20 protein-coding genes, 1 tRNA gene, 2 rRNA genes and 1 pseudogene are annotated in these 24458 nt (G+C 43.1%); 10 read left to right on the top strand and 14 right to left on the bottom strand.

All coding sequences use genetic code 11. From position 1 onward, the window contains the following. The 5 genes and pseudogenes from Q0224_RS10300 to Q0224_RS10280 form a co-directional block, all read left to right on the top strand. A 23S ribosomal RNA gene (locus tag Q0224_RS10300) occupies positions 1-249 on the top strand; the annotation flags it as partial. A gap of 455 nt (positions 250-704) precedes the next feature. Then, positions 705-821: ribosomal RNA gene (gene rrf, locus Q0224_RS10295) — 5S ribosomal RNA — on the top strand. Between the two features lie 1128 nt (positions 822-1949). Continuing rightward, positions 1950-2189: pseudogene (locus Q0224_RS10290) on the top strand (helix-hairpin-helix domain-containing protein); the annotation flags it as partial. Positions 2190-3004: 815 nt separating this feature from the next. Beyond that, positions 3005-3706 (top strand): IS1595 family transposase, encoded by a 702-nt coding sequence (locus Q0224_RS10285; protein WP_297951102.1) that lies wholly within the window; start codon positions 3005-3007, stop codon positions 3704-3706. A 489-nt stretch (positions 3707-4195) separates the two neighbouring features. Further along, positions 4196-5695 (top strand): RNA-directed DNA polymerase, encoded by a 1500-nt coding sequence (locus Q0224_RS10280; RefSeq protein ID WP_297951101.1) that lies wholly within the window; start codon positions 4196-4198, stop codon positions 5693-5695. 348 nt (positions 5696-6043) lie between these two features. Here the strand turns inward: Q0224_RS10280 and nrfD are convergent, their stop codons facing one another. From nrfD to Q0224_RS10245, 7 genes are read right to left on the bottom strand one after another with little or no spacing between them, the layout of a single operon-like run. Further along, positions 6044-6931 carry an NrfD/PsrC family molybdoenzyme membrane anchor subunit gene (nrfD, locus tag Q0224_RS10275; protein ID WP_297951100.1) on the bottom strand — a complete coding sequence of 296 codons (888 nt, stop codon included), beginning with the start codon at positions 6929-6931 and terminating at the stop codon, positions 6044-6046. 2 nt (positions 6932-6933) lie between these two features. Next, a complete protein-coding gene (locus tag Q0224_RS10270; RefSeq protein ID WP_297923057.1) occupies positions 6934-7581 on the bottom strand; it encodes a molecular chaperone in 648 nt (215 codons plus the stop codon). Positions 7582-7591: 10 nt separating this feature from the next. Continuing rightward, complete coding sequence (locus Q0224_RS10265; RefSeq protein WP_297882056.1) at positions 7592-8143, bottom strand: 4Fe-4S dicluster domain-containing protein; 552 nt, start codon at positions 8141-8143, stop codon at positions 7592-7594. Position 8144: 1 nt separating this feature from the next. Then, entirely contained in the window at positions 8145-10436 is a 2292-nt protein-coding gene (locus Q0224_RS10260) for a molybdopterin-dependent oxidoreductase (RefSeq protein ID WP_122863380.1), read from the bottom strand. A 22-nt stretch (positions 10437-10458) separates the two neighbouring features. Next, positions 10459-11355 (bottom strand): hypothetical protein, encoded by an 897-nt coding sequence (locus tag Q0224_RS10255; protein ID WP_297951099.1) that lies wholly within the window; start codon positions 11353-11355, stop codon positions 10459-10461. An 11-nt stretch (positions 11356-11366) separates the two neighbouring features. Next, a complete protein-coding gene (locus Q0224_RS10250; RefSeq protein WP_297951098.1) occupies positions 11367-12080 on the bottom strand; it encodes a disulfide bond formation protein B in 714 nt (237 codons plus the stop codon). Between the two features lie 9 nt (positions 12081-12089). Next, on the bottom strand, positions 12090-12257 hold the full coding sequence (locus tag Q0224_RS10245; RefSeq protein WP_297951097.1) for a hypothetical protein: 168 nt from the start codon (positions 12255-12257) through the stop codon (positions 12090-12092). 314 nt (positions 12258-12571) lie between these two features. Here Q0224_RS10245 and Q0224_RS10240 point away from each other — a divergent pair, with 314 nt between their 5' ends. Then, positions 12572-13723 (top strand): hypothetical protein, encoded by a 1152-nt coding sequence (locus Q0224_RS10240; RefSeq protein WP_297951096.1) that lies wholly within the window; start codon positions 12572-12574, stop codon positions 13721-13723. 89 nt (positions 13724-13812) lie between these two features. On the opposite strand, the gene Q0224_RS10235 is transcribed toward Q0224_RS10240, so the two are convergent. Together Q0224_RS10235 and Q0224_RS10230 are read right to left on the bottom strand one after the other, a co-directional pair. After that, positions 13813-14406 carry an effector protein gene (locus Q0224_RS10235; RefSeq protein WP_297951095.1) on the bottom strand — a complete coding sequence of 198 codons (594 nt, stop codon included), beginning with the start codon at positions 14404-14406 and terminating at the stop codon, positions 13813-13815. A gap of 201 nt (positions 14407-14607) precedes the next feature. Beyond that, positions 14608-14684 (bottom strand) — tRNA-Met (locus tag Q0224_RS10230). Between the two features lie 70 nt (positions 14685-14754). Here Q0224_RS10230 and Q0224_RS10225 point away from each other — a divergent pair. Continuing rightward, on the top strand, positions 14755-15318 hold the full coding sequence (locus Q0224_RS10225; RefSeq protein ID WP_297951094.1) for a LemA family protein: 564 nt from the start codon (positions 14755-14757) through the stop codon (positions 15316-15318). 363 nt (positions 15319-15681) lie between these two features. On the opposite strand, the gene ybaK is transcribed toward Q0224_RS10225, so the two are convergent. From ybaK to rsmA, 5 genes are all read right to left on the bottom strand, one after another. Then, the gene (gene ybaK, locus Q0224_RS10220) at positions 15682-16155 is read right to left on the bottom strand and encodes a Cys-tRNA(Pro) deacylase (protein WP_297951093.1); all 474 of its coding nucleotides are present in this window, start codon (positions 16153-16155) and stop codon (positions 15682-15684) included. Between the two features lie 15 nt (positions 16156-16170). Then, positions 16171-16932, bottom strand: coding sequence for a pseudouridine synthase (locus Q0224_RS10215; RefSeq protein WP_297951109.1), 762 nt, complete (start codon positions 16930-16932; stop codon positions 16171-16173). Between the two features lie 8 nt (positions 16933-16940). Next, the gene (locus Q0224_RS10210) at positions 16941-17903 is read right to left on the bottom strand and encodes a KpsF/GutQ family sugar-phosphate isomerase (protein ID WP_297951092.1); all 963 of its coding nucleotides are present in this window, start codon (positions 17901-17903) and stop codon (positions 16941-16943) included. Between the two features lie 192 nt (positions 17904-18095). Next, entirely contained in the window at positions 18096-20336 is a 2241-nt protein-coding gene (locus Q0224_RS10205; RefSeq protein ID WP_297951091.1) for a ribonuclease J, read from the bottom strand. Then, a complete protein-coding gene (gene rsmA / locus Q0224_RS10200; protein ID WP_297951090.1) occupies positions 20317-21177 on the bottom strand; it encodes a 16S rRNA (adenine(1518)-N(6)/adenine(1519)-N(6))-dimethyltransferase RsmA in 861 nt (286 codons plus the stop codon). The genes Q0224_RS10205 and rsmA overlap by 20 nt, the downstream gene beginning before the upstream one ends. A gap of 91 nt (positions 21178-21268) precedes the next feature. On the opposite strand from rsmA, the gene hisF reads away from it, so the two are divergent. The 3 genes from hisF (at position 21269) to rlmN (ending at position 24195) form a co-directional block, all read left to right on the top strand. Further along, entirely contained in the window at positions 21269-22189 is a 921-nt protein-coding gene (gene hisF / locus Q0224_RS10195; protein WP_297951089.1) for an imidazole glycerol phosphate synthase subunit HisF, read from the top strand. Between the two features lie 354 nt (positions 22190-22543). After that, positions 22544-23089, top strand: a complete 546-nt coding sequence (locus Q0224_RS10190) for a purine-nucleoside phosphorylase (protein WP_297951107.1) — start codon at positions 22544-22546, stop codon at positions 23087-23089. After that, on the top strand, positions 23086-24195 hold the full coding sequence (rlmN, locus tag Q0224_RS10185; RefSeq protein WP_297951087.1) for a 23S rRNA (adenine(2503)-C(2))-methyltransferase RlmN: 1110 nt from the start codon (positions 23086-23088) through the stop codon (positions 24193-24195). The genes Q0224_RS10190 and rlmN overlap by 4 nt, the downstream gene beginning before the upstream one ends. Positions 24196-24458 lie beyond the last annotated feature (263 nt).

Genomic DNA, 24458 nt, shown 5'->3' with positions numbered 1-24458 from the left:
GAGGAGAGTTGACCCTAGTACGAGAGGACCGGGTTGAACCGACCACTGGTGTACCGGTTGTTCTGCCAAGAGCACCGCCGGGTAGCTAAGTCGGGATGCGATAAGAGCTGAAAGCATCTAAGCTCGAAGCCGACTCCAAGATGAATCTTCTTTTAAGAGCTCTAGTAGACTACTAGTTTGATAGGCCGGATGTGTAATGGATGAAAGTCCTTTAGCTGACCGGTACTAATAGCTCGTTTGCTTATCTTTTAAGCATTACTTCCTTGTTAAGGATAAAATTTTACTTAGTATTTTTATTTTATACTGCGCCAAGTTTCGCTTCGGATTGCGGTCACGAACTTATATGTTCGCTCCCTTATCCTAGCTCACGCGCCTTGTCTAAAAGTAAAAATACTTTGTAAAATGGCCTTGGGTATTAAATTTAAAAGCAAAGATGAATAATCAAATTTATACTTAAGGCATCAATCCTAAAACAAACTCCGTTTTTATAAAACAAGATCTGACTTTAACGATGAACGCAGTGTTAAATAAGAGATTATAAAAGATATCCGTAATCTACAAATTAATCCAAATTAGATTACGAAGTATTTTTGATATAAGGCGAACAGGCAGGAACGAGTAAAGCTCATATGCTACGGGGCTAAAGCTCGTAACGTATTCGCGATCTTACTTCAAACAATAAAAGCAATCCCTTATTTAACACTGCCTGTGGCTATACAGACGAGGAAACGCCTTGCTCCATCTCGAACCAAGAAGCTAAGCTCGTCCTGGCTGATGATACTATCCGTTACTCGGACGGGGAAAGTAGGTCGCTGCAGGCTTTGTTAAAATTCCATAACTTTCCATACAATTTTCAATTTAAATTCTATTCCGGCATCTTTGGCTTATCGCTTTTTTAGCCAATAAATATTGCTTGATAAATTTAAAATTCTATAGCCTTTTAGAATTTTAGAACCTTCTGCAAATACAAATTTTAAATCTAGCCCTCCATCATTACAAAATCTCAAAACTCTGCATTAAATTTGACTTATATTGAGTGAAAAATGATACGGATTGAAATTTTTTTATAATACTTGTTTGTTCGTATTGTTTTTTAATACTATCTGTTGCGTTTGCTTTTTAACTTCTATGGCGCGATCTTTATTTCTAACCTCTACGAGCCTCATTTATGATTTATACGTTCGTTTTTAATACATTACCGCGTTTTTATATCTAAATTATAAAGCCGCCGGCACTTATAAAGCTTTCGAATGATTTAAACTATATGCCAAATAAAGCTTGGCAAGCGCTGTTACTTAATATAATGAAACGTTCTATAAGCAGATAAAACCCTATTAAAAATCAAGCCCGTAAAAAGCATGCCACACAAAAGAAGCTTATGAATGCAGCTAAATTTTATTAAGATCGCTCGTCTAGCTTTGCATGTAAAGTATCCGTGCCTTTTATAACACTAGCATCCCGTCGCCGTATTGTTGTATATAGTCTCGCACGTAAAAAGTCTCCGTGTGCGGCAAATCGGGCTAAATTTCATAAATACCGCCGCTTAGTCTTTTACATGATTTAAATCTAAATCCCGTTTCAATGCTTGCGGTATTAAATTTAATATATCTAGCTTTATCCGTTAGCGGTGGAGCGACTGCCAAAAAGCAGCCCAGTATTAAATTTAATATATCTAGCCTTATCGCCTATCTGATTTTTAAGATCAAGCTAAAATTTAACGTATTTATTTAATAAAACGATCAAAGCAGATAAAATTTCAATATATCCACTTAAATTTTATCTCCCTTTAAGCCCGCTACAAATATAATCTTAACGTATTGCAAGATAGCGTAATAGCGTATGGGCGCATCCCTTTTCTAGCACTGACGTGGGATAGGTATATAAAAGCGCTCAATGCCAATAGACGTTTTATTTGGCAATACAAATATTTCAACCTCAAAGGAATTTTAATGAAAAACCTATTTAAATCCGCACTATTTCTATCGCTTCCTGCATTTATGCTAGCAGCAGTAAATTTAAACACCGCAAGTAAAGAAGAGCTTATGGCACTTCCCGGTATCGGAGAGGCAAAAGCTCAGGCTATCATAGATTACCGCAAGGATAATAAATTTAAAGATATCGAGGATATCAAAAACATTAAAGGCATAGGCGATAAAAGATTTGAGCTTATTAAAGATGATCTTGCCGTAAGCGGACAGACCGACATTAGTGATCTAAAATCTGCCAAGAAAAAAGCAAGTAAAAAAGCCAAAGATACTATCAAATCCTCTAAAGCTAAAGCAAACGCTAAATCAAAGAAGATGCAAGAGAAAATGGATGATAGCATGGATAAAGCTATGAATGAGGATGGTAAAGTAAAAGGCTCTACGGCTAAGTTGAAAGACGAAGCTAAAGAAGAGGGATCATCTAAGGCTAAAGGTAAGAGGGGCAAGGGAGAGTAATAAGAAAGAATATATAAAATAAGGAGAGGAGAGTAAGTTGGGCTTCTCCTTTGTTTTATAAACTTTATAGTTTTTATATAGTTCTATTCTTTTCTAATCATTGCTATTGTAAATTTGCAAATTTTATAGCTCTTCTTTCTATTATAAATTTTATAAATTGCATGGGCTTTGAAATTTATGAAATTTGCTTTTGTACTTTTTCTAGGCTTTACTTTCATCTTATTTCGTGTTTGATTTATTTGGCTTTAAATTTATAAGTTACTTTGGGGGTAAAATTTAAACAAGTTTGCGCGAGCAAACGAGTGTAACGCAAATTTTATTATTCCGCGCAGTTTGCTGCATGCACTGCATAAATTTTACTTTGCAGTCCTCTGTATGTATTCCATGAGTTTTACGTATTCACCTTGGCGCTTAATTAAGACTAGAAATGATTGCGCTCAAAACACGCATAAAAATAATCAGAATCTAAGATAGCACCTAGATATCAACAAAAAGAAAGCAAAAGGAGTGATTAAAAGAAAAGGCTCAAGATAAGTTAAAAACTTTCAAAGGAGTTTTTAACTATGATTTTATCGATGAAAAATAAGTATATAGTCCGTTCAAGAATTTCTGAAGCTAAATTTAGAGAAATTCTAAAATACTTCGCAGAGGATATAGAAGCATCAAAGATATCGAATTTAACTAAAATTTCAGAAGCAACCCTATGTAAAATCTTTAGAGAAATAAGAGCTCTTATGTCTAAAGAGTGTGAAAAGATAAGCAAATTTAGCGGTGAGATAGAAATAGATGAAAGTTACTTCGGATCTAAAAGAGTAAGAGGAAAAAGAGGTAGAGGCGCAGCAAATAAAACACCCGTATTCGGTATGCTTAAAAGAGACGGCAAAGTCTATACCCAGATAGTTAAAAACTGCTCTGCTAATGAACTGATACCTATATTATCTCAATATAGCGAGCTTGATAGCTCTACTATCTATTCTGATTGCTGGAGGGCTTATGATGGATTGGTTGATTACGGAGCTAAAGCTCATTATAGGGTAAAGCATTTTAAAAATGAATTTGCAAATGGTAAAAACCATATCAATGGCATAGAAAACTTCTGGGGTTATGCTAAACATAGATTATCTAAATTTAAAGGCATCAAGAAAGAGAATTTTTTGCTTCATCTTAAAGAATGTGAATTTAGATATAATACTAAAACTACACAGGAAAACTTATATCAGAAACTGTTGAAACTGATAAGAGAGAATCCGTTTAAGTTTGATTGAGCCATAATTTAAAACAATACGCTTAGCCTCTCGCTCAGTGATCAAATTTTATATTTGCATATTCATCCAAAACTACCAAGCAACTTTGATATTTTCCTTTTTGTTAGATCACCTAAAGCTCTATTCGCTATAATATTACTGTAAATTTGGCCCAAAAAAAGAGAAAATAAAAGAACAAATCCCAAAACTGTTAGCGGCTTCCGCACCAATGAATGCGGGCGAAACAGACCAGGCGCTAAATGCAGACAAAAAAAGAGGTCGAAAAGGAAATAAAAGCCATAAAGACGAAGGCAAGATAAGCTCGCCGAAGAAGTGCTATTGCTAGGCATCGTAAATTTGGCAAACATCACTGTAAGATCTGCTTACCAGTAGAAAAATTTGTCGGCTACAGTCTGCTTTGAAATTGAGGTTGGTCAGTGGGGTATGCGTGTATGTTTGGGAAGATTAAACATAAACAATCAGATAAAATAAGCAAGGAATAACCAATAAATGAGCAGAAAAAGTATTTTAGAACTAAATTTTACTGAGGCAAGAGAATTTTTTTTAAAACATGAAAGCTATTGCAATATAGACTTGCTAAGGTATTTTTCATTTTCTGAGTTATTAGAAAAAGTATCAAATGAATATTCTGGAAAAAATTTATTAAATGATTTCAGTCAATCAAAAAGTGCAATGGGGGAATTGGATGATGTAAACCATCTTTTATATACCAATAAAGATGGTAAACTATCATGGAGACCATTTCGGGTTATAAATCCTTTAGTCTATGTGGCATTAGTACATGAGATAACCGAACAGATAAATTGGGAGAAGCTGCAGGCAAGATTTAAGAAATTTAGTAAAAACGAAAAAATAAGATGCTTAAGCATACCTGTTCAATCCGAAAATAAACAATCCGATAAGGCTCAGCAAATTTCAAATTGGTGGGAACAAGTAGAACAGCAGTCTATTTTGCTTTCACTGGAGTATGACTTCGTTTTTGATACGGATGTGGCAGATTGTTATGGCTCAATATATACACATTCGATTGCTTGGGCAGTGGAAAGCAAAACAATTGCAAAATCACAGCAGGGAAGAAACAATAAGGGTTTACTGGGGAATATCATTGATACAAGTATTCAAAATGCACAATATAAACAGACCAATGGTATTCCGCAAGGTTCCGTGTTAATGGATTTTATTGCTGAAATTGTATTGGGATATATAGATAGAATATTGGGCGTTACTCTTCAAAGACAGGGTATTGTAGACTATAAAATCCTTCGCTATCGCGATGATTATCGGATATTTGTTAATAACTCTAATGATGGAGAAATAATTTTGAAATTACTTTCTGAAATCATGATGCCTTTTGGATTGAAATTAAATGCAAGCAAAACAAAAGGGAGTCAAGATGTTATCACTCAATCAATAAAGAAGGATAAGTTGGCTTGGTTATTTATTCCACAAAATTATCGAATCGGTTTGCAGAAGCAACTATTGCTTATTAGGCAGCATAGTGTTAATTATGCTAATTCTGGTAGTCTAAATACGGCATTAAATAAATTTGACAAGAAAATAGAAAAAATTAGAAATAAAAAAAGAAAGATACGCAATAAAGAACAGCTTATCAGTATTACAACGGATATTGCATATAATAATCCAAAGGCAATACCTGTATGTTGCGCAATCATTAGCAAATTACTTTCAGAATTAGATGATAGTAAAAATATATCTTTATTGGTTTACAAAAAATTAAGCAAAATGCCTAATTCTGGTTTTGCACAAATTTGGCTACATAGAATGTTGAAAGAAAATTTAAATGAATTTAAATTTTCCGAGAAAATATGCAAATTACAGAATAGCCATATAAATCTATGGAACTATAGTTGGGTAAAAGGTAGAAATATGTTGAATATACTGAGCAATACGCCTATTTTTCTCCAATCCGAATTTGATAAATTAGATAGCGTTATTCCAAATAATGAAATTGATCTTTTTGATTATTAGTAAGCAAATGTAAATACCACAGTTTTCAAGTAGCCCATAAGCCCAGTAGTAATACGTACTAAGCACAAGAAATCGCGGCGATTTATCAATTGACAACAGTCTTGAGATAAAAACGTTACAACGAGCACAAAGAGATTTTGTGCAACGTGTTTTGATCACACTTTTGCATGGGTCGCAACACCGTATGTTAAATTTAAGGAGCGCCTGCTAAATGTGGTTAAATTTTTGCGCCAAAATTTTTAAATTAAGAGCTCTCAATGCCGCATCGCTCATAGTCTATAAAAAATCATATAAATTTCAAAACTAAATTAGGTCGGACTTGCGCCCGACCGGTATCAGAAAGGAGGGTTAAAATATATAGACCGCGCCGAGCACGATAAACGCTCTTAGGCAAAAGCCGCCCACAAGTACGCCGTATTCGTTATAAACGCAGCTTTTTATCTCCTCGCCGCCGTGCGCGCAGACGCTGCCGTCTGCATTCACGCTGCAGCTGCGAAGCATAAATTTACTTCCGCCTAGCAGCGGTAGTGCAAGCCCCAAAATAACAAAGCCTATCCAAAACATCGGCGCAAGCGAGCCGCCGACTATCTTGGTTACGCTAGCCATACCCGCAGCCTCGCTTCTCACGCTAGCAAATAGCGCTAGCACCGCAACAATCTCAAGCGCGACTAACACGACGTGAAATTTATGCGCACAGTGGCTTAGGCCGTGCCCGGCATTTAGCGTAGCGGCGGCGTTTGCGCTAAGCCCCGTAGAGATCGCGGAGATCGTAAATAAAATCGGCAGCCATACGCTAGCCCAAAGTGGGATCGCCTTTACGACGTAAAGTAGTAGCCCGGTATACCCCATCACTCCAAGCGCCAGAATAGCTCCGAGCGTGAGCATCATATCGCAAATTTTACCGCTCTTTTTGATCTGCAAAAGCACTAAAACGCTAACCACGATGAAAAATGTAAGCAGATATGTACCTATGCTCATCATCGAAACTGGGCGCGTATAGAGCTGCAAAATTTTAAGAGGATTTATCGCGGCGCTCGGCGCCAAGTCAAATAGCAAAAGCGCGGTTCCTATTATTACCGCAACGGGTGCTAGCAGAAAGCCGAATTTATAAAACCTCTCGTTTAATGAACCCAAAAAGCCTTTGTAAGCCAAAGCCGAGCACAAAAATGCCCCGGCGCCTAGACCGCCTAAAAATAGATAGATGACTATGAGCCATCCCCAAGTCGTCTGTACCATTGTCATTCCTTTAAATTTTCAAAAACTTCAGGATCTTTTAGCGCACTTTTAAGCGCATCCATCTCGCTATTTAAGTAGAGATTTAAAAAGCCCCCGAAGCTCTTCCAAACGTCTAAATTTGCGTGCTCGTCGCAACGAGCGGCAAATTTGCAAAACCACTGCGACGGATGAGCGGCGATAAATTCCGCCTTTTTACGCAGAATTTCGTTAAATTTAGCCTCATCCTCCGCCTTTAGCGCGCTAAAACTTAGAAAATAAAGATATTGCAACTCGTACCCGATGAAATCGTCGGGAAATTTATCAAGCTGCGCATCCTCGAGTTTTAGCCCCGAGCTTTCATAAAAGCTTCGCACCTGCATCGTCTTTGCCCCAAACATCGTTTGATAGTCGAAATACACCGACTCGTAAGGCTCGGCTTTGGGACGCTTAGGGCCTACGAAGAGCCTATTGAATTCGTAGCGAATTTCATCGATTAAGCTTGGCTCGCTTTTGCATTTGGCAAATTCGAGGATAAATTTGTGCTCTTTAAGCTTAGGCGCAAAATCCTGCGTCAAATTTAAAAGCTCGTCCAAATTTTCACTGGTAAGAGGTACCAAAAATACCTGCCTCAAAAAGTCCTCGACGCAAAGGCTCTGCTTTAAATTACGCATCTTTTTATCCTTAGTGGATAAACTCGTTGCGCTTCATACGAGGATAGAAGCGGATGTTCGGCTTCGTAAAAAAGCGCTTAAAGCCCGGCATCTCTTTCTCCATCCCCGCGCTATCGCTCACGTCGCTATCGACCAGCTTTAGCACGTCGCAAGGACAGCCCGCTACGCACGCAGGCTCCTCGCCGCGCTCGAGCTTCTCGGCGCAGAGGTTGCACTTTTGCGCTTTGCCGTCTTTGCCTTTGGTTATTGATCCATAAGGACAGGCTACGATGCAGTATCCACAGCCGATGCATTTATCGTGCAGCGGCTGAACGACGCCGTTTTCAAGCTTAATGTAAGCTCCCACGGGACAAACATCCATACACGCAGGCTCTTCACAATGGTGGCACGAATGCGAGATGAAAATTTCCTTTTCGATCTCGTCTTCATGGATGAGCATCATATCGACATGGCGCCAGTTGATGTCGGGGTCTTGGTTATGATAGACCTGACATGAAATTTCACACGCCTTACAACCTATGCAAAAGTTGTAATCAAATAAAAATCCTTGTTTTCGTTTCATTTTATGCCTCCTGTTTTGCAGCTTTTTTTACTTCACAAAAGCTTGCGGTATAGGTCGATCCGTTGCCTAAATCACTCACTCCGTCTGAGCAAAGGATGTTCGCTCCCGTGCGAGATTTGGTGACTTTGACCCAGATATTATTCCACGCATAGACGATGCCCGGCTGCATCTGATTAGTCTCAACCGCTGTAAATATCGCCGTACCCTTTTCATTCGTAGCCTCGACCGTATCGCCCTCTTTGATACCGCGCGCCAGCATATCCTCGCGCGTCATAAAAAGCTCGGCGTTGCCCTTTACGATGACGCGTTTTAAGATGTAAGGCATATTGCCCCAGTTTGAGTTATCCTGAAGCTGTGTGCCCGGCGTCATGAAATAAAGCGGATATTTTTTGAGATAACCGTCGCCGAAACTCTTATGTGCTCGGTAATAATCCCAATCGTCATCAAGATCGATCACTGGATGATAACCTGCCTCTTTGAATGTCTCAGAGTAGAGCTCGCACTTGCCGCTTTTAGTACCGAATACAAGCTTGTCCTTCGGCGCATAAGGGTAGTAAGGAAACTGATCTTTCATCGTCTCAGGAGTCCTAAACGGCTTAATCCAGCCTACGCTCTTTAGCTTTTCGTAGGTGATATTTTGCTTTTTGGCAAATTCCGTATCCAAAAACCTTCTGCAAACCGTCTCACTATCCCAATCAAAGCACTCCTCTTTATATCCCATCGCCTTGGCTAGAGCGTTAAAAAATTCCAAATTCGTCTTGGCTTCGCCCAGCGGCTTGACGCTTTGGGCGTTGTAGCAGACGTAGCCCGAAATTTGATCGTTTTGAATGTCTTCGCTCTCCATAAAGGTAACGCCCGGCAATACGTAGTCAGCGTAATCGCAGGTGTCGGTATCGTAAGGATCGATGACTACCAAGAAAAAATCGTCGTCCATCACGCGTTTTTTGATTAAATTCGTATTGGGCGCCGTTACCATCAAATTTGAGTTATAGTTGATACAGGCTCGAATTACCGTATTTATCGGCTTACCTAGATAGGTCGGATTTTCCTTTTGAATGCCTTTGCCAAATTCTATATAGCTTATTTGCTGGCGCTCTATCTTTTTGCCTTCCGCGTCTTTCGGCGAAAGATCTGGCATGCAGTTATCGAAGTTAAAGCAGCCCTTTACGTGCACGTAAGCCCAGAATAATCCGCCGCCAAGTTTTGTAAGGCAACCCGTAAGTACCGGCAAGAAAGTAACCGCTCGCACGAGCCTTGCGCCGTTAAAGTGCCTTTGCCCGCCGTCGCCGTGCATAATGGCGGGCGCTTTAGCATGAGCGTATTCTCGCGCAAAAACCTTGATCTGATCGACGCTTGCGCCGCACATATCGCTTAGCTCGCCATAGGTGTAGAGGCTACACTCTTTAACCAGCTCGTCAAAGCCCATCGTATATTTTTCTACAAATTCGTGATCGTAGAGATCCTCCTCTATCAGCACCTTACACACCGCTAGACAAAACGCAGGATCGCTTGAAGGCTTTAGTTGGATAAACATATCGGCTTGGTTTGCGAGCGGAATTCTGATCGTATTTATGACGATGATCTTGCCGCCTCGTTTTTTGACGCGATGGGCAAATCTGATCCAGTGCACCGCCGTATAGGCTTCGTTTGAGCCCCAGCTGATATACATATCGCTCTCATCGACTTCCAGCGCGTCTTTTGAAAAGTCCGTGCCGATGACGCTCGGCGTGCCCGCATAGCGCGGCCAGTCGCATGGATTACGCACAAGCCTCGTAGCGCCGTATTTTTCAAAGAAATTTCCAGACGAAATAGTCTTTGAGATATGCCCTTCGTTGCCCGAATAGACAAATTCCGTCAGTGCCTCGCCGCCGTATTTTGCTTTGATCTCGGTAAGCTTGGCGGCTATCTCTTTTAGCGCTTGATCCCAGCTGATGCGCTCCCATTTACCCTCGCACTTTTTACCGACGCGCTTCATCGGATACATTATACGATCGGCGTTGTATAGGTGCATCGCGTAGGTATGTCCTTTGACGCAGACCGTGCCTTGCGTTAGAGGGTGCTTCGGATCGCCTTTGATGCTAACCATCTTACCGTCTTTGATCTCTGCGATCATCGAACAGGCATCGCGGCAGTTTCTAGGACAGGTGAGGTAGTGATACTCTACGCCCTGTTCGTTTTTATAGGATTTCGGTTTAAAATCCACCTCAAACTGCTCCATACCAAATAGGCTTGGAGAGGCTCCCGCCGTAGCCAGAGTCGCTCCCGCGCCTTTTAAGAAAGAACGTCTTTGCATCTCTTCTCCTTAAATGTGGGCTTTATTTCATATCGTATATGAAAACTTTATTCTCTTTGCCTTCGCGCGAAAAAACATAAAATTTGCCGTCCTTCACAGCAAGCGCCCTCGCGTTTGCCGCTCCGCTAAAGCTATATGCATCCTCAATCTTGTGAGTTTGCAAATTTAGCTTTAAAATGGTTGAGAAATTTTTACTCAAAAGATAAACGGCGTCAGGCTGAGCGTCGATGCCCGTGACGTAGTATTCGCCTAGGCTCCTGCTCTCTTTTAGCTTTAAATTTGAGCCGATTTGCGGAATAAATTCCTCCAAAATCATCTTATCGTCGCCGTCAAACACCGCCACGCTCCAATAATCCCTCACGTCGTTAGGCACGGACGCAACGATAAATTTATTCGCAGCCGCGTCGTAATCCCAGCCGAGGATATATTGCTGCTTTGCTCGAAGCGTGGAGAAGCGCCCTTTGTTGCCAAGATCGTTTAGCTTCCATTTATCCCAGCCCTCGGTCAAGTGCCTCCACTGGCTGTTTTGCTCCTCTGCACTAAGCCCGTCCGCAGGCTCATAAAATACGAAAGTTTTATTAAAGCTTATCATGCCAAGCTCGTTTTTATACCACGTCGCACCTACGGTCGCTTCCATCTCCATTATAAAGTGGCGATCGTGCTTACCGTATCTAAGCGGCTTTAAATTTTCATCCGCAACGTAAAATTCGTTATTTTTCGAAACCAGCGCAAACTGCTTTTTATCTGCGTCGTAGTCTGCTCCCGTAATCGGCGCGTCGTTTTGTAAGCTTAAGCTCACTTCCGCACTCGGCGTACCGAGCTCTTTCACGCCCTCAAGCGCGCCCGCTTTGCTATCGAGATTAAACTCAAATCCAAACGCCAGAGCCGCTAGCGCCGTAAAAATCGTCAGCTTTTTCATCTTTTTGCTCCTTAGTTTGGCAGATCCGGAAGCTCCGGATTCCAATCGAATCTAAAATCAAGCGCGCTTTGCCAGTGATCTTTCTCCCAGAACCATTTTGCAGGATCAAGGCTCATCCTAGCCGGCGTACTAGAGCCCAGATACGGCGGCGGACCTGAGACGATGAAAGCCTGCGCGCAGTTTGCGGCTATGATGACGATGAAGATTAAATTTGCAATCTTGCCCAGAGGCAGATAGCGCAAAAACTCGCCGTATTCGCCGCTCGCGCTCTTTTTCATTATCTCGCCCAAATTTTTGCTACATAAAAATATAACCGCCAAAAATGCGATCACGCAAAAATCTACGACGATGACCCAAAGCTGCGTGTGTGCGCCTAAAATTTCAAGCCCAAAGCCCTGTTTTATGTCGAGGTAGCCGCCGAACGTACCGTCAAGGCTATAATGGATAAAGCCGTTGAATATTCCCCAACAAGCCATCAGTAAAAGAGCTGCGACGTAGCCGGGTCTTAGGCCGTATCTAAGGATAAAAAGCGCGATAAGGCTGATGGCGATCATCGTGATCCTCTCCGACCAGCACATAACGCACGGGCTATCTCCCATACCAAAGCCCAGTACCAAACAGGCTATACCGACAGGAAGCGCCACGAGGGCGATGATGGCTAGCGACATTAGGTTAAAAAATCCTCGCTCGACGGCGGGAATTTGATTTTGTTCTAAATTTTGCATATTGCCCTCCTAAAAGTTGCCTACCGGCACGACGACCCATAAATTTACGTAAAATTCCAGTGCGATCAATATTACGCAGCCGACTGCCACACAGCCCGTAGCTAAATTTTTCCTCTGCGGCTTAAAATATAATATAAGCCCGCTGATTAAAAATAGCGTCAAAATAAGAAATTCCATTTCAAACCGTCCTTTCCTAATAAAATTTAATCCTAAGCATGCCTAATTCTTAAAGAAATAATATAATTTTATTTATTAAATTTAGTTTAAAAAATAGATTTTTCTATTCATATTAAATTTTTTCCTATAAAATTTTCCTACTAAAAATATATTTCTATAAATTATTTTATTATATTTAAGTTATTATTAAAGATATGGCTAAAATTTTACAAATTATTTTACTCGCTAATATTTTTTATCCTTAAGATAAAATTTAAAACAACTTAAACAAACATTGTGTAATATTTCAACAGAATTTTAACCTAAGGCGAAATATGGAAAATATATTTTTAGAATCTTACGACGTATTTAAGGTATCGAAAAATGCGAGCAAGCTAAAAATTTACAACGACTTTTTAAGAGACAACAAAAGATACTCCGTAACGCGCTGTTATTATGTCATAGTTGTGGATAATACTTTTTTGACCTACTCGCATTTGATGATTTATGAGGAGCTGCTTTATCTTCTGTATTCGCAGAACAAGCTAAAAAACGGCGATTTTTCGCTGACGCTCAAAAAATCGGAGCTCGCGAAAAAATTTAAGACTGACATCACCAAAAGCGCGACCGAGACGATAAAGCGCCTTTATGAGATGCAGGAGGTCAAAATCACTATTTTCGTAAAAGACAAAGTCGAAAAACAGATGAATATCATAGAGCGCATCGACGCGCCGCAGAGCGAAAAATACGGCGATATCCCCGATGAGATAAATATCTCGCTAAATTCCGAGTTCGTGCGGCTCTACCGCTGCGCGTATCTGGATAAGATCGAGTATTTAAATAGCTTTGATATCGAGCAGGGCAGCTTCATCCGTTACTTTATGCAGCACGAGCTGGATGGCGGCGTAAAAAGCTCTGCAATCATCGATAAAATGGGCGTTACGACGTATCTGCCCTTCACTTATAAAAAGCGCTTCGAGCAAGAGATCGCAAGAGTGGGCTTTTACTATAAAAACGAGAAATTTTGCATAAAAGACGGCTTTGTCGTCATCGAAAACCATGAAAACAAAGCGATAGATAATCAAAACGCGTCGATTGAGCTTTTCGGCGCGATATACGAGCAGATAACACAAAACTGCACCAAATCCGTTACGCTAAATGAGCAAAATTTAGCGAAGTATTACGCGCGCTTCGGCAGGTTTGAGACGAGCCAGACGGTATTTAAAATTCTAAGCAACATGGAGCTCATGCTAAATCAATCGATGCAGAAAGAAAACGCGAAGATCGCCTGCTTTTCGCACTTTTTCGAAAGTATCGTCTGCAAAAACGGCAATGAATTTGAAATTTTGATCGAGCTGAATCAAAAGGGCTTTGAGTATATCGTATCGCGTAGCGCGAATTTGGACTTTTGGAATGTCGAATCCGCAGACTACGGACTCACGCCGTACCCCGTAAATAGCTGTGCGACAAACGGCAAGCTAGGATAAATTTAAGTCGGTAAATTTTAAAATCTATCCGTAAAATACGGGAGTGTGCCCGCTGCATCAAGGACAAAGCGCGGGCAAATTTTAAAAATTTACTCCTGCGTCCTTAGCTCGGCGATGAGCCCGTCAAGCTCCCCGCTATTTTGCGCGCCCAAAAGCCGCTCGTTTATGAGCCGCATTTGCGCCGAAAACTCGCTATCAAGCATATCTGCAACGAAATTTTCGCTCTCGCTCTCGTCCGCTACCGGATACATATCACGCCAGATGTCGGTTATCCACCAGCCGCACTTTGAGACGCAGGTAAAGTCCTTCAAAACGCCCGTCTTTAGCCTCATCATCACTTCGTCGGTTTGTTTGATCTCGCTTGCGACGAAGTCCTTGTGAATGCCGTCTAGGCAGGTAAAAATGCGATGTCCTAGGCTTTGGACGCTGTTTTCGGAGCAGATCTTAAACTGAAAGACGCTATCTTTAAAATTTAGATCGGACAAGCAAATTGGATGTTTTTGAGTAAAATTCGGAAACGAATCGAAGCTCCTATCGTCAATGCTAAGCGCCCAGCTCGAGTTTGGATTTTTGCGGGCGAACTCGCCAAAACTAAGCCTGATAAATCCTTTATAGCTTAGCTCCTCGGCGGTGAAAAAATCGTAGTTAGCGCAGTTTGCAGCTTTAAAGTCTTTAAATTTCATGATCCCTCCCGTAAAATTTTAGCCAAAAGTATCGAGTGCGTAATTTTACCATTTGCTTTTAAGAATTTATAAATATTTATTTTCAAATCCAAACAAATACAAAGCCAAACTATAGGAATTTTTTTGTAAAATAATAATATATTCGAAAGGCGGCGAGCTTTTCGGTATCGTAAAAAGGCGCTTGGGCGCGAAATAATATTTTGGTGTCAAGAGAGAGACTTGAACTCTCGACCTCCGGCTTATGAGACCAGCGCTCTAACCAGCTGAGCTACCTTGACACGCGAAAAGAAATGGCAAGTATAGCTAAATATTCTTATTTTTAATTGAAATACTTTAAAAGGAGAGAAAATGAATGCGGCTTTGATTTTATTAGTCGTCATAGTTTTGTTAGTTTTGGCGTTAGTGGGCGTTTATAACTCGTTCATCGCCAAGCGCAACCAGGTGCGAAATATCGCTTCCACCGTCGATACGCAACTTAAAAAGCGCTACGACCTCATCCCAAATTTAGTTAGCACCACGCGAGAATATATGAGCCACGAAAACGCCGTGCTAACGCGCGTTAGTGAACTTCGCTCGCAAGCAATCAGCGCGGCTTCTAACGCGGACAAATTTAAGCTAAATAGTGAAATTTCGGCTCTTTTAGGACAGATCCGCATTGCGGTAGAGGCGTATCCAAACCTCAAGGCTAACGAATCGTTTGCCAAGCTACAAAACGCGTTAGGCGAGTGCGAGGAGCAGATCAGTGCCGCACGCCGCGCTTATAACGGCGCCGTTACAGTTTATAATAACGCCTGCGAGATGTTTCCTACTAACATCATCGCCAGCGTTTTCAACTTCGCTAAAGTGGAATTTTTCGCCGCTAGCGAGCAAGAAAAGCAAGCCCCGAACGTCTCTGAGCTTTTTAAAAAATAGGCGCGAGGCGTAAAAATTTGCGATGAAATTTTAAAATTTCATCGCAAATAATGCGAGCGCCGAAAGGCTAAATTTATAGTGAGCAAAACAGATCGCGCGCAAAGCATGCGGTTTTTAAATAGGTTTGCTTTGCGCCCCCGCCTGCTCGTCATCTCGTTTGAGCTATTTTGCGGCGCGCGGTACTTAGAATTTTAACAATAAAATTTTACGAAATTTATTTGATTTGTATTTTCTCGGCGCGCAGGAGCTTGTTTTAACGAGCGGCGCAACGCCAAATTTTAAAAGCCAAAATTTCGCGGTATAAATTTTAGCCAGCTTGCCGCCGGCATTACTTACGTAAACGAAAGCAAAAGTAACGCCGCGTTAGTCGTGAGTAATTTTGCAAATTTGCGCCTCGGTTGCGGCTGCGAGGTCTTTCGGCGCGAGGGCAATCTGTTTTCCCCGCACGCCTGCGCTAACGTAAATTTTATCCTGCGTTAGTGCTTTTTCATCGATGAAGGTGCGGAAGTGTTTTTTCATCCCAAGCGGCGAGCAGCCGCCCCTGATGTAGCCCGTGACCTTTTGTAAATCCTTCAAATCCATCAGCTCGCAACGCTTTGCCCCGCAGATGTGCGCAAGCGCCTTGAGATCCAAATTTAGATCGCCTTGCAGGCAGGCCACGACGTATTCGTGATCCGCTGTGCAAACTATCGTTTTATAGACCCGCTCGATCGGCTCGTTCACGCTGTTTGCAACATGCACCGCGTCTAAATTTAAAGGATCCACCGCGTATTCTTTGATCTCGTAAGGGATTTTCAGACCGTCCAGTACGCGCGCGGCGTTCGTCTTTGAGCTCATTTCGCCTCCTTAAATTTAATAGCGGATTTTGTTTTCTTTCAAAAAATCGCGCAGATCTTCGTATTCACTCTGATCAAAATAGCGCCATTTGCCGGGCTTTAACGTTCCAAGTGTCATTCTGCCGAATGCCGTGCGCTTAAGCTCCACGACATCCAGATCGAAATAGCCGAAAAATCTACGCAGCTCGCGGTTTTGCCCCTCGTTAATGATCGCTTTTATTTTCGTATAACCGCCGCTGCTAGGCATTATGCGGTAGCCTAAAAAGGGTTTAAATTCCATCGATTTGATCTTGCTTTTGGCGTGAGCGCCTTTGCTCGCATCTGCGGCGAAAAAGCCCTCGCGGATCGCCGTTACTACCTCGTCCTTCACCTCGCCTTTTACCTTTAGATAGTACTCTCGCTCGATGTCGCTGTTCATCAGCGCCGTAGCGATCGCGGGCGCATCGGTCAGCAGCAAAAGCCCCTCGCTTGCGAAATCCAAACGCCCCACGCTAACAAATCTACTAAACCCCTCCGGCAAGCTATCATAAATCGTCCGCCTGCCGCGATCGTCCTTTTTAGTAACTAACTCGCCTTTCGGCTTGTTATAAACGATCATCGTAAATTCCGTCTTAGGCTTAATGAGGCGCGAGCCGATGCGGATCTTCTCCTCGCCGCTAACCTCTATAAAATCGCTAACGACGCGACCGTTAATGCTAACTTTGCCCTGCTTGATCAGCTCGTCCGCCTCACGGCGTGAGTAGGCGGTGTTGTGGGAGATAAATTTATTCAGACGCATCTTTTGCATTATTTCAGCCCCAGGCTCGTTAGATCATGGATATGCAATATCCCCACGGGCACGCCATTTTCGACGACAGGCAGAACTTGAATTTTGAATTGCTCGATCAAATTTAGCGCATCTATTGCGAGCATATTTTTATCGTCTAGCATTTTAGGATTTTTGGTGGCATATTTCAGCGCATCGCCGTTGATATCGAAGTCCTCTCGCATCAGCGCGCGGCGCAGATCGCCGTCGCTTAAGATCGCCTCAAGCGCGCCCTTTTCGTTCACTAACAAAACGGTGCCGAGCTTTCCGTGAGTCATAACGTCGATAGCTTGTTTTAGGCTGGCGTTACGGCTTGCGACCGGTAAATTTTTACTTTGCATTACGTCTTTTACTTTGACGAAAAGCCGCTTACCGAGGCTTCCGCCGGGATGAAAATTTGCAAAATCCTCCTTGCCGAATCTGCGCTGCCTCATCAAACAGATCGCTAACGCGTCTCCTAACGCAAGTGTTAGCGTCGTAGAAACCGTCGGCGCAGCACCTAGCGGGCAGGCCTCTTTGACGATGCTAAGGCTTATGAACTCGTCGCTAACCTTGCCGAGCGAGCTGTTTTTATCGCGCGCCATCGCGATGATCTTTACGCCGAAGCGTTTGAGGTGAGGTAGGATCCTAACCAGCTCCTCGCTCTCGCCGCTAAAGCTGATCGCAAGCACCATATCATCCTTGCCAATCATACCCAGATCGCCGTGCAGCGCCTCGGTAGGGTGGACAAAAAACGACGGCGTACCGGTGCTGGCAAGCGTCGCGGCGATCTTAACGCCTATGTGGCCGCTCTTGCCCACGCCTGTGACGATTACCTTGCCCTTGCAAGCAAGGATCAAGTTTACAGCTCGCTCAATTTCGTCGCCGATAAGATCCGCATGCCGCAAAAGCTCCGCTCCTTCGAGCCTCAGCACCTCTCGTGCCGTATCTAAAATTTCACTCATTAAACCTTCTTTTTAAAATTTGCTTTCATTTTACGCCTCTTCGCGCCACGCCTAAATTTATGCTACGCGGAATTTCACGCCGTAAAACCAGCACACATTGCAAAATTTCACGCCCGAAAGCTCACTCGCGCCATAAAATTTCACTTGCCCGTGGCGGATCAAAGCCTCATTACGCGCTAAATTTAGCCGCGCTTACATCAAATAAATCACCGGCACGATAGTCGGATATTTTTTGATCTTTCTAAATATGTGCTTTCGCACGGCCTGGCGAATCTTGCCCTCCAGCGCCCAGTGATCGAGTAGAATTTCATCTTTTAAATTCGCTAAAAACTGCTCGATGATGCCCTGCATCTCCTTGGTAAAGTGCGCCGTTTGGTTATCGGCAACGAGCCCGTAGGTGATGACGCGCGTCTGGATGAGCCTCTTTTCGTTTTTGTCGATCTGCGCGATGATGACCGCGACGCCCGCATCGGCTAAATTTTGACGGTGCTTGACTATCTCGTCGGATATCTGCTTGTTGATCTGATTATCGATAAAGACTTTGCCCGTCTTGACGGTCTTGACGCGCTTTAGATATTTTTCGCAAACCTCCATCTGATCGCCGTCGTTCATCAGATAGATATTTTTCTCCTCGATGCCACACTCCATCGCGGTTTCTTTGTGCTTTACGATGTGGTTGTACTCGCCGTGCACGGGTAGGAAAAATTTCGGCTTTATCAGGCGCAGCATGAGTTTTTGCTCCTCGATCGAGGCATGCCCGCTTACGTGTATCTCGCTGAAGTCCTGATACGCGACCTTTGCGCCGCTTTTTAGTAGGTAGTTAAGTACGGTCGAGACGCTGCTTTCGTTGCCGGGGATCGCTTTGGCGCTGATGATTACCTGATCGGTGGATTTGATTTTAATGTATTTGTGCTCGTCCGTCGCCATGCGGTACAGCGCACTCATCGTCTCGCCCTGCGAGCCGGTAGTAACGATTAAAACCTCATTATCGGGGTATTTGGAGACCTGATCGGCATCGACGAAGATTTTTTTGTCTAAATTTACATAGCCGAGCTCCATCGCGGTAAATAAATTTCGTTCCATGCTTCGTCCGATGACGCAGACCTTGCGGCCGTATTTTACGCCGCGCTCAATAGCCTGATAGACGCGGTGGATGTTTGAGCTGAAGGTGCTCATTATCACGCGCCCCTTACAGCTCGAAAATATTGTATCAAAGGTCTTTCCTACCGAGCTTTCGGACTTTGTGATCCCCTCTTTGTGAGAGTTCGTGCTATCGCTCATCAAAAGCATAACTCCGCGATCGCCGTAATAAGCTAGGCGGTTCAGATCGGTCGGATAGCCGTCGATCGGCGTGTGATCGATCTTAAAATCGCCCGTGTGGATGATCGTGCCCGCCTTCGTCGTGATCGCAAGCGCGCTTGCATCGATAATCGAGTGCGTTATGTGGATAAACTCGACCTCAAAATCGCCGATCTGATAGAGCTGGCGCTTCTGCACGGGGCGGAAGTAGCTACGCTCGGCTTTTAGGCCATGCTCTTCAAATTTATTGCTTATCATCCCTAAAGGAAGCGGTGTAGCGTAGATCGGGAATTGAAATTCTTTGAAAAAATATGGCATCGCGCCGATATGATCCTCATGCGCGTGGGTGATAATGATGCCTTTGATCTTGTTTTTTATCTTGCGAACATAATCGAAGTCGGGGATTAAAATGTCCACGCCAAGCATACTCTCCTCTGGAAAGCTCATGCCCACATCGACGATGATCGCACTCGTATTGGTCTCAAAAACGGTCATATTCGCGCCGATCTCGCCCAGTCCGCCAAGCGGCGTGATACGCACCGTCTCATCGCTGCGATTAGCGTCTTTAAGCGGGTGCAGGCGCTCCTCGTGGATCAGCTTGTTTTGCGCGATCGCATCGTCCATCGCCTTTTGCCACGGCTCGTTGCCAGTAAGACTTTTTGGCATATTTGAGCGCTTTTTATGCTTTTTCTTTTTCTGAGCGTCTGCGGAGCTTGCATCGTCTGCGGCGCTAGGATTTGCGCCTTTTGCGCTGCTGCTATTTGATTTTGCACGACCGTCGCGGTTTAAATTTGAATCGCCCGCGCCGTTTTCGTTGTTTTTTGGGTATGCGCCGCCGAAATGCGCACCATTCGCGCCGTTTGAATGCACGGCGTTTGAACTGCCGTTTGACGAACCACCCGCAGAATTTGATCCCTTATGAGAGCCGTTTTTTGAACCCTTTGAACGAACGGAATTTTGCCCGTTTTTCGCGCCTTTATTTTTGCGAGAGCCGTTTTCATGCTCGCCGCCGAATTCCACATCGCCCGCAGAGCCTTTGCTTGCGATAGATTTTTTTAGATTTTCCTTGCGTTTTTTATAGCGATTGCTTTTTTTGAGTCGTTCGACGCCGTTTTCATTTCTGTTTTCTTCCATCTTTTGCCTTTAAATTTTTAAAAATTTCTAAAAAAAGGGTGGAATTTAACTCGTGCGCCCGAACCGTGGGCGGAATTTTCAAATTTAAAAAGATCTCTTCGGCTAAGCCTCTATCAAATTTTACACTTAAATTTTTAATAAGCGTCTTTCGCGGCGCACTGAAAGATACGCGCAAAAAGCTTTTAAATTTCTCGTATTCATCGAGACTTTGGAGCTGAGCGCAACTTTTTACGCCGAGACTCTCCGCGCTTTCCTCGGCACCGGGCTTGAAATTTTTGCCCTTTACGAGCCTGATCACCGACGAAGTTACCTTCGGCGCAGGCTCGAAGCAGCCAGGCTCAACGTCGAATAGAAGCTCGCAACCGCCCGCAAGATCCGCCAGGATCGAAAGAGCGCTAAAATCGCTCTGCCCGGCTCTAGCGCAGAATTTTAAAGCGACCTCCTTTTGGATCATCACCAAAAATCCGCTGCATAGCTCATCGTCGATCGCCTGCAAAATCATCTTTGTAGCGACATAGTAGGGCAAATTTGCGACTAAAAAATATTCGCCGCGCTCAAGACCCCACTCCTGCCAAATCCGCAAAGCATCGCCCAAAACGAGCTCAAGCTCGCCGCTAGCGATCTGCTGCGCAAATTTAGCGCTTAAAATTTGATATAAATCTTCATCTATCTCGAAACTTTTTAATCTGTAAAATTCCAAAAGCTTGCGAGTTAAATCACCTAAGCCAGCCCCGATTTCAACGACATTCTGTACGCTCTCGGGAATCGCTTGGATGATCTTGCTTAAAACGGCTTCGTCTTTCAAAAAATTTTGCCCGAACTCTTTTTTCGCCCTAATCATCGCAAGAGTCTAGCCAAATTTTACTTATAAAGTCATTATGTTAAGTAAAATTTGGCTAAAATCATAAAAAATTTTATTCCAAAGGGCTGCTTTGAATAGATTCGCAAAACGCATAATCCCATGCCTAGACGTTAAAGACGGACGTGTGGTAAAGGGCGTAAATTTCGTAGGTCTCGTGGACGCTGGCGATCCAGTCGAGATAGCCAAACGCTACAACGAGGAGGGCGCGGACGAGCTATGCTTCCTTGACATCACGGCGTCGCATCTGGGGCGCGATACGATCGTGGATGTCGTAGAACGTGTCGCGCGCGAGCTTTTTATCCCGCTGACCGTGGGTGGCGGCATACGCACGATCGACGATATCTCGCGTCTGTTAAACGTCGGCTGCGATAAAATCAGCCTCAACTCAGCCGCGATAAAAAATCCAAATTTGATAGACGAAGCGGCAAATAAATTTGGCTCGCAGTGCGTCGTGATCGCGATCGACGCAAAACGAAATTCTAGTGAAATTTCGCGCGGTAATTTATATGGCGCGGCGAGGAATTCAAACGGAAATTTACACGGCGACATGCGAAATCCAGACACAAATTTAGGCAGTGAGACTCGAAATTTTGGCAAAATTTTACGCGCTCCGCAGGATGAAATTTTAACTGGGAACGGCGAGCCTTGCGGCTATAGTGTGTTTATAAACGGCGGTAGACTGGATACCGGCAGGGATGCGCTTGCTTGGGCGAAAGAGGCGCAGGAGCGCGGTGCGGGCGAAATTTTGCTCACGTCGATGGACTGCGACGGCGTTAAAAACGGCTTTGAGCTAAATTTGACGCGGACTTTTAGCGCGCTTGACATCCCTGTGATCGCAAGCGGCGGTGCGGGTAAAATAGAGCACTTCAAAAACGCATTTTTAGCGGGCGCGGACGCATGCCTGGCGGCATCGATTTTTCACTTCAGAGAAATCGAAATCAAGGCACTAAAAGCGTATTTACGAGAACAAAATATTGAAGTGAGACTGTAAATTTAGTCAGGTTTATACCGTGGGGTTGAAACTTAGCTGTCAAAGCGGCTAAACAATTAATTTTATTTCGGCCCTTCGTTATCTTGCAAGTTTTTTGACAAGTATTATTTTGCTTAGGTAAAATTTATTCGTTTTAGCTAAATCATAAGCTTTTTTAAATACTTTTCCATCTTCTACCCGCCACCTGCGCTGCTACCATTACGGAAGGTAAGAGTACAGTTCTCATAGATATTTGCTTAAATTGATTTTAATTTTATCAGATAATTTATCACGATAAAATTTCAAAATTTAGCCTTAAATTTATCGTCATTTTGCTATGATTATAGAAAAACGACGAAAGCGTGAATGTGTAAAATGATAATCTCTGCTGGACGAAATGAAATTTTTGATTTTGCCCTGCCTATGGGCATGGGGCTAGTGGATATGAGTATAAATTTGACTAAATTTTTATGCGAAAATAGACAAAGCTTGCCGAGTGAAATCATTTTCGTGGGTTCTGCAGGGCTATACAAAGAGGGTGAAATTCTAAAAATTTATGAAAGCAGATCGGCTGTAAACTACGAGATATCAGCGCTTTATGGGCTTTCATACTCTCCGATTAACTATGAAATTATAGCTAGGGATTCTACCGATGTTTCATATGAAACAATAACTAATAGCTCAAATTTTATCACGACTGATAAAAAGTCTGCGCTAAAATTTTTTGAGCGAGGTTATTTTTTAGAGAATATGGAATTTTTTGCAGTTCTCAAGGTAGCACAAAAATTTGAAATTCCCGCTTACGGAATTTTTTGTGCGACGAATTTTTGTGATTCAAACGCTCACGCAGATTTTTTAAAAAACCACGCCGCCGCAAAAGAAAATTTAACTAAATATCTAAAAACCAAGGCATTAATTTGAAAAATATCTTTGATTTTACAATGAAAGAGCTTGAAAATTTCGTCGAACCAAAATTTAGAGCCAAGCAAATTTACGAATGGATTTACAAAAAGAATGTGGGTGACTTTACACAAATGCGAAATCTACCAAAAGAGATCCGTCAAAGTTTAGCTCAAAATTTTTATTTAGACCCGCTTAAATGTATCAGATCCGAAACAAGTAGCGATGGCAGTATCAAATACCTTTTCGCTCTCAAAGACGGCAAGACGATAGAAAGCGTCCTGCTACCGATGAAGGATGAGCTGCGAGATAAAAACGAAAAAATTATAAGACACGCGCGCTACTCAATCTGCGTAAGTTCGCAAGTGGGTTGCAAAATTGGCTGCAGCTTCTGCTTGACAGCAAAAGGTGGCTTCGTACGGAATTTAACTCCAGGCGAAATCGTGGCTCAAATTTGGCTCATCAAAAAAATGAACGCGATCCCGTACGAGCGCCGCGTCAATGTCGTATATATGGGGATGGGCGAACCGCTTAATAACCTAGACAACGTTGCCAAAGCCGTGCAAATTTTAAAAGAAAACGACGGACTCGCAATAGCGCCGCGTCGCCAAACGATAAGTACAAGCGGACTTTCTACGCAGATAAAAAAGCTTGGCGAAATGGATCTTGGCGTGCTACTCGCGATCTCACTGCATGCAGTGGATGACGAACTGCGTGAAAAACTAATGCCGATAAATCGTGCCTACAATATTGCATCGATCATGCAGGCGGTGCGCGAGTTCCCAATCGATCTGCGAAAGCGGGTGATGTTTGAATATCTAATGATCGATGGGATAAATGACCGCTCAAGCGATGCCAAAACGCTAGTGAAGCTTCTGCACGGCATTCGCGCAAAAGTAAATCTGATCTATTTTAATCCGCACGAAGGCTCGAGCTTTGGCAGGCCAAGCCCCGAAAACATGGTGAAATTCCAAGACTATCTCTGCGCGCACGGCATTACTTGCACGATCCGCCAGAGCAAGGGGCTAGATATCAGTGCAGCGTGCGGACAGCTCAAGCAAAGAAACGAGCAAGGTAAAATTCCGGCTCAAAGTGGTATCAGTGCCGATAAAATTTCGAACAAGTAGAGGAAAAATTCGGCGATTATTTTCAGACCGTAAGGCAGATCGGCAAAAAAATTTATAACGGAGTAGCAATGGATGCGCAAAAAATAATGGATTAGATCGGCGTCTTCTTAGACAGATCGCTGCTTAAAAAATCCAAGATTACAAAGGCGGAAATTATCCGCTTTATCGAGGCAAAATGAGCGGAGGCGGATGATGAGAAAAACCGCGTCTATGCCTCATACATCTACGCGGCGCGCATGGTAAATTAGTACAAATGGGCGCGA

Origin of the sequence: uncultured Campylobacter sp. (assembly GCF_938002845.1) — a bacterium.
Classification (GTDB): Bacteria; Campylobacterota; Campylobacteria; order Campylobacterales; family Campylobacteraceae; genus Campylobacter_B.
Note: the sequence above shows the minus strand (reverse complement) of the source record. Positions and strands in the feature narration are given on the sequence as shown.

What these genes read in the sequence shown, in the direction of transcription:
- Q0224_RS10255 (WP_297951099.1), bottom strand. Translation starts at nt 11,355, where the DNA reads ATGAAAAAGCTGACGATTTTTACGGCGCTAGCGGCTCTGGCGTTTGGA.
- Q0224_RS10215 (WP_297951109.1), bottom strand. Translation starts at nt 16,932, where the DNA reads ATGCGTCTGAATAAATTTATCTCCCACAACACCGCCTACTCACGCCGT.
- Q0224_RS10235 (WP_297951095.1), bottom strand. Translation starts at nt 14,406, where the DNA reads ATGAAATTTAAAGACTTTAAAGCTGCAAACTGCGCTAACTACGATTTT.
- nrfD (WP_297951100.1), bottom strand. Translation starts at nt 6,931, where the DNA reads ATGGTACAGACGACTTGGGGATGGCTCATAGTCATCTATCTATTTTTA.
- Q0224_RS10240 (WP_297951096.1), top strand. Translation starts at nt 12,572, where the DNA reads ATGGAAAATATATTTTTAGAATCTTACGACGTATTTAAGGTATCGAAA.
- Q0224_RS10245 (WP_297951097.1), bottom strand. Translation starts at nt 12,257, where the DNA reads ATGGAATTTCTTATTTTGACGCTATTTTTAATCAGCGGGCTTATATTA.
- Q0224_RS10265 (WP_297882056.1), bottom strand. Translation starts at nt 8,143, where the DNA reads ATGAAACGAAAACAAGGATTTTTATTTGATTACAACTTTTGCATAGGT.
- Q0224_RS10260 (WP_122863380.1), bottom strand. Translation starts at nt 10,436, where the DNA reads ATGCAAAGACGTTCTTTCTTAAAAGGCGCGGGAGCGACTCTGGCTACG.
- Q0224_RS10225 (WP_297951094.1), top strand. Translation starts at nt 14,755, where the DNA reads ATGAATGCGGCTTTGATTTTATTAGTCGTCATAGTTTTGTTAGTTTTG.
- Q0224_RS10270 (WP_297923057.1), bottom strand. Translation starts at nt 7,581, where the DNA reads ATGCGTAATTTAAAGCAGAGCCTTTGCGTCGAGGACTTTTTGAGGCAG.
- Q0224_RS10210 (WP_297951092.1), bottom strand. Translation starts at nt 17,903, where the DNA reads ATGAGTGAAATTTTAGATACGGCACGAGAGGTGCTGAGGCTCGAAGGA.
- Q0224_RS10280 (WP_297951101.1), top strand. Translation starts at nt 4,196, where the DNA reads ATGAGCAGAAAAAGTATTTTAGAACTAAATTTTACTGAGGCAAGAGAA.
- Q0224_RS10205 (WP_297951091.1), bottom strand. Translation starts at nt 20,336, where the DNA reads ATGGAAGAAAACAGAAATGAAAACGGCGTCGAACGACTCAAAAAAAGC.
- Q0224_RS10285 (WP_297951102.1), top strand. Translation starts at nt 3,005, where the DNA reads ATGATTTTATCGATGAAAAATAAGTATATAGTCCGTTCAAGAATTTCT.
- Q0224_RS10250 (WP_297951098.1), bottom strand. Translation starts at nt 12,080, where the DNA reads ATGCAAAATTTAGAACAAAATCAAATTCCCGCCGTCGAGCGAGGATTT.
- ybaK (WP_297951093.1), bottom strand. Translation starts at nt 16,155, where the DNA reads ATGAGCTCAAAGACGAACGCCGCGCGCGTACTGGACGGTCTGAAAATC.
- rsmA (WP_297951090.1), bottom strand. Translation starts at nt 21,177, where the DNA reads ATGATTAGGGCGAAAAAAGAGTTCGGGCAAAATTTTTTGAAAGACGAA.
- Q0224_RS10190 (WP_297951107.1), top strand. Translation starts at nt 22,544, where the DNA reads ATGATAATCTCTGCTGGACGAAATGAAATTTTTGATTTTGCCCTGCCT.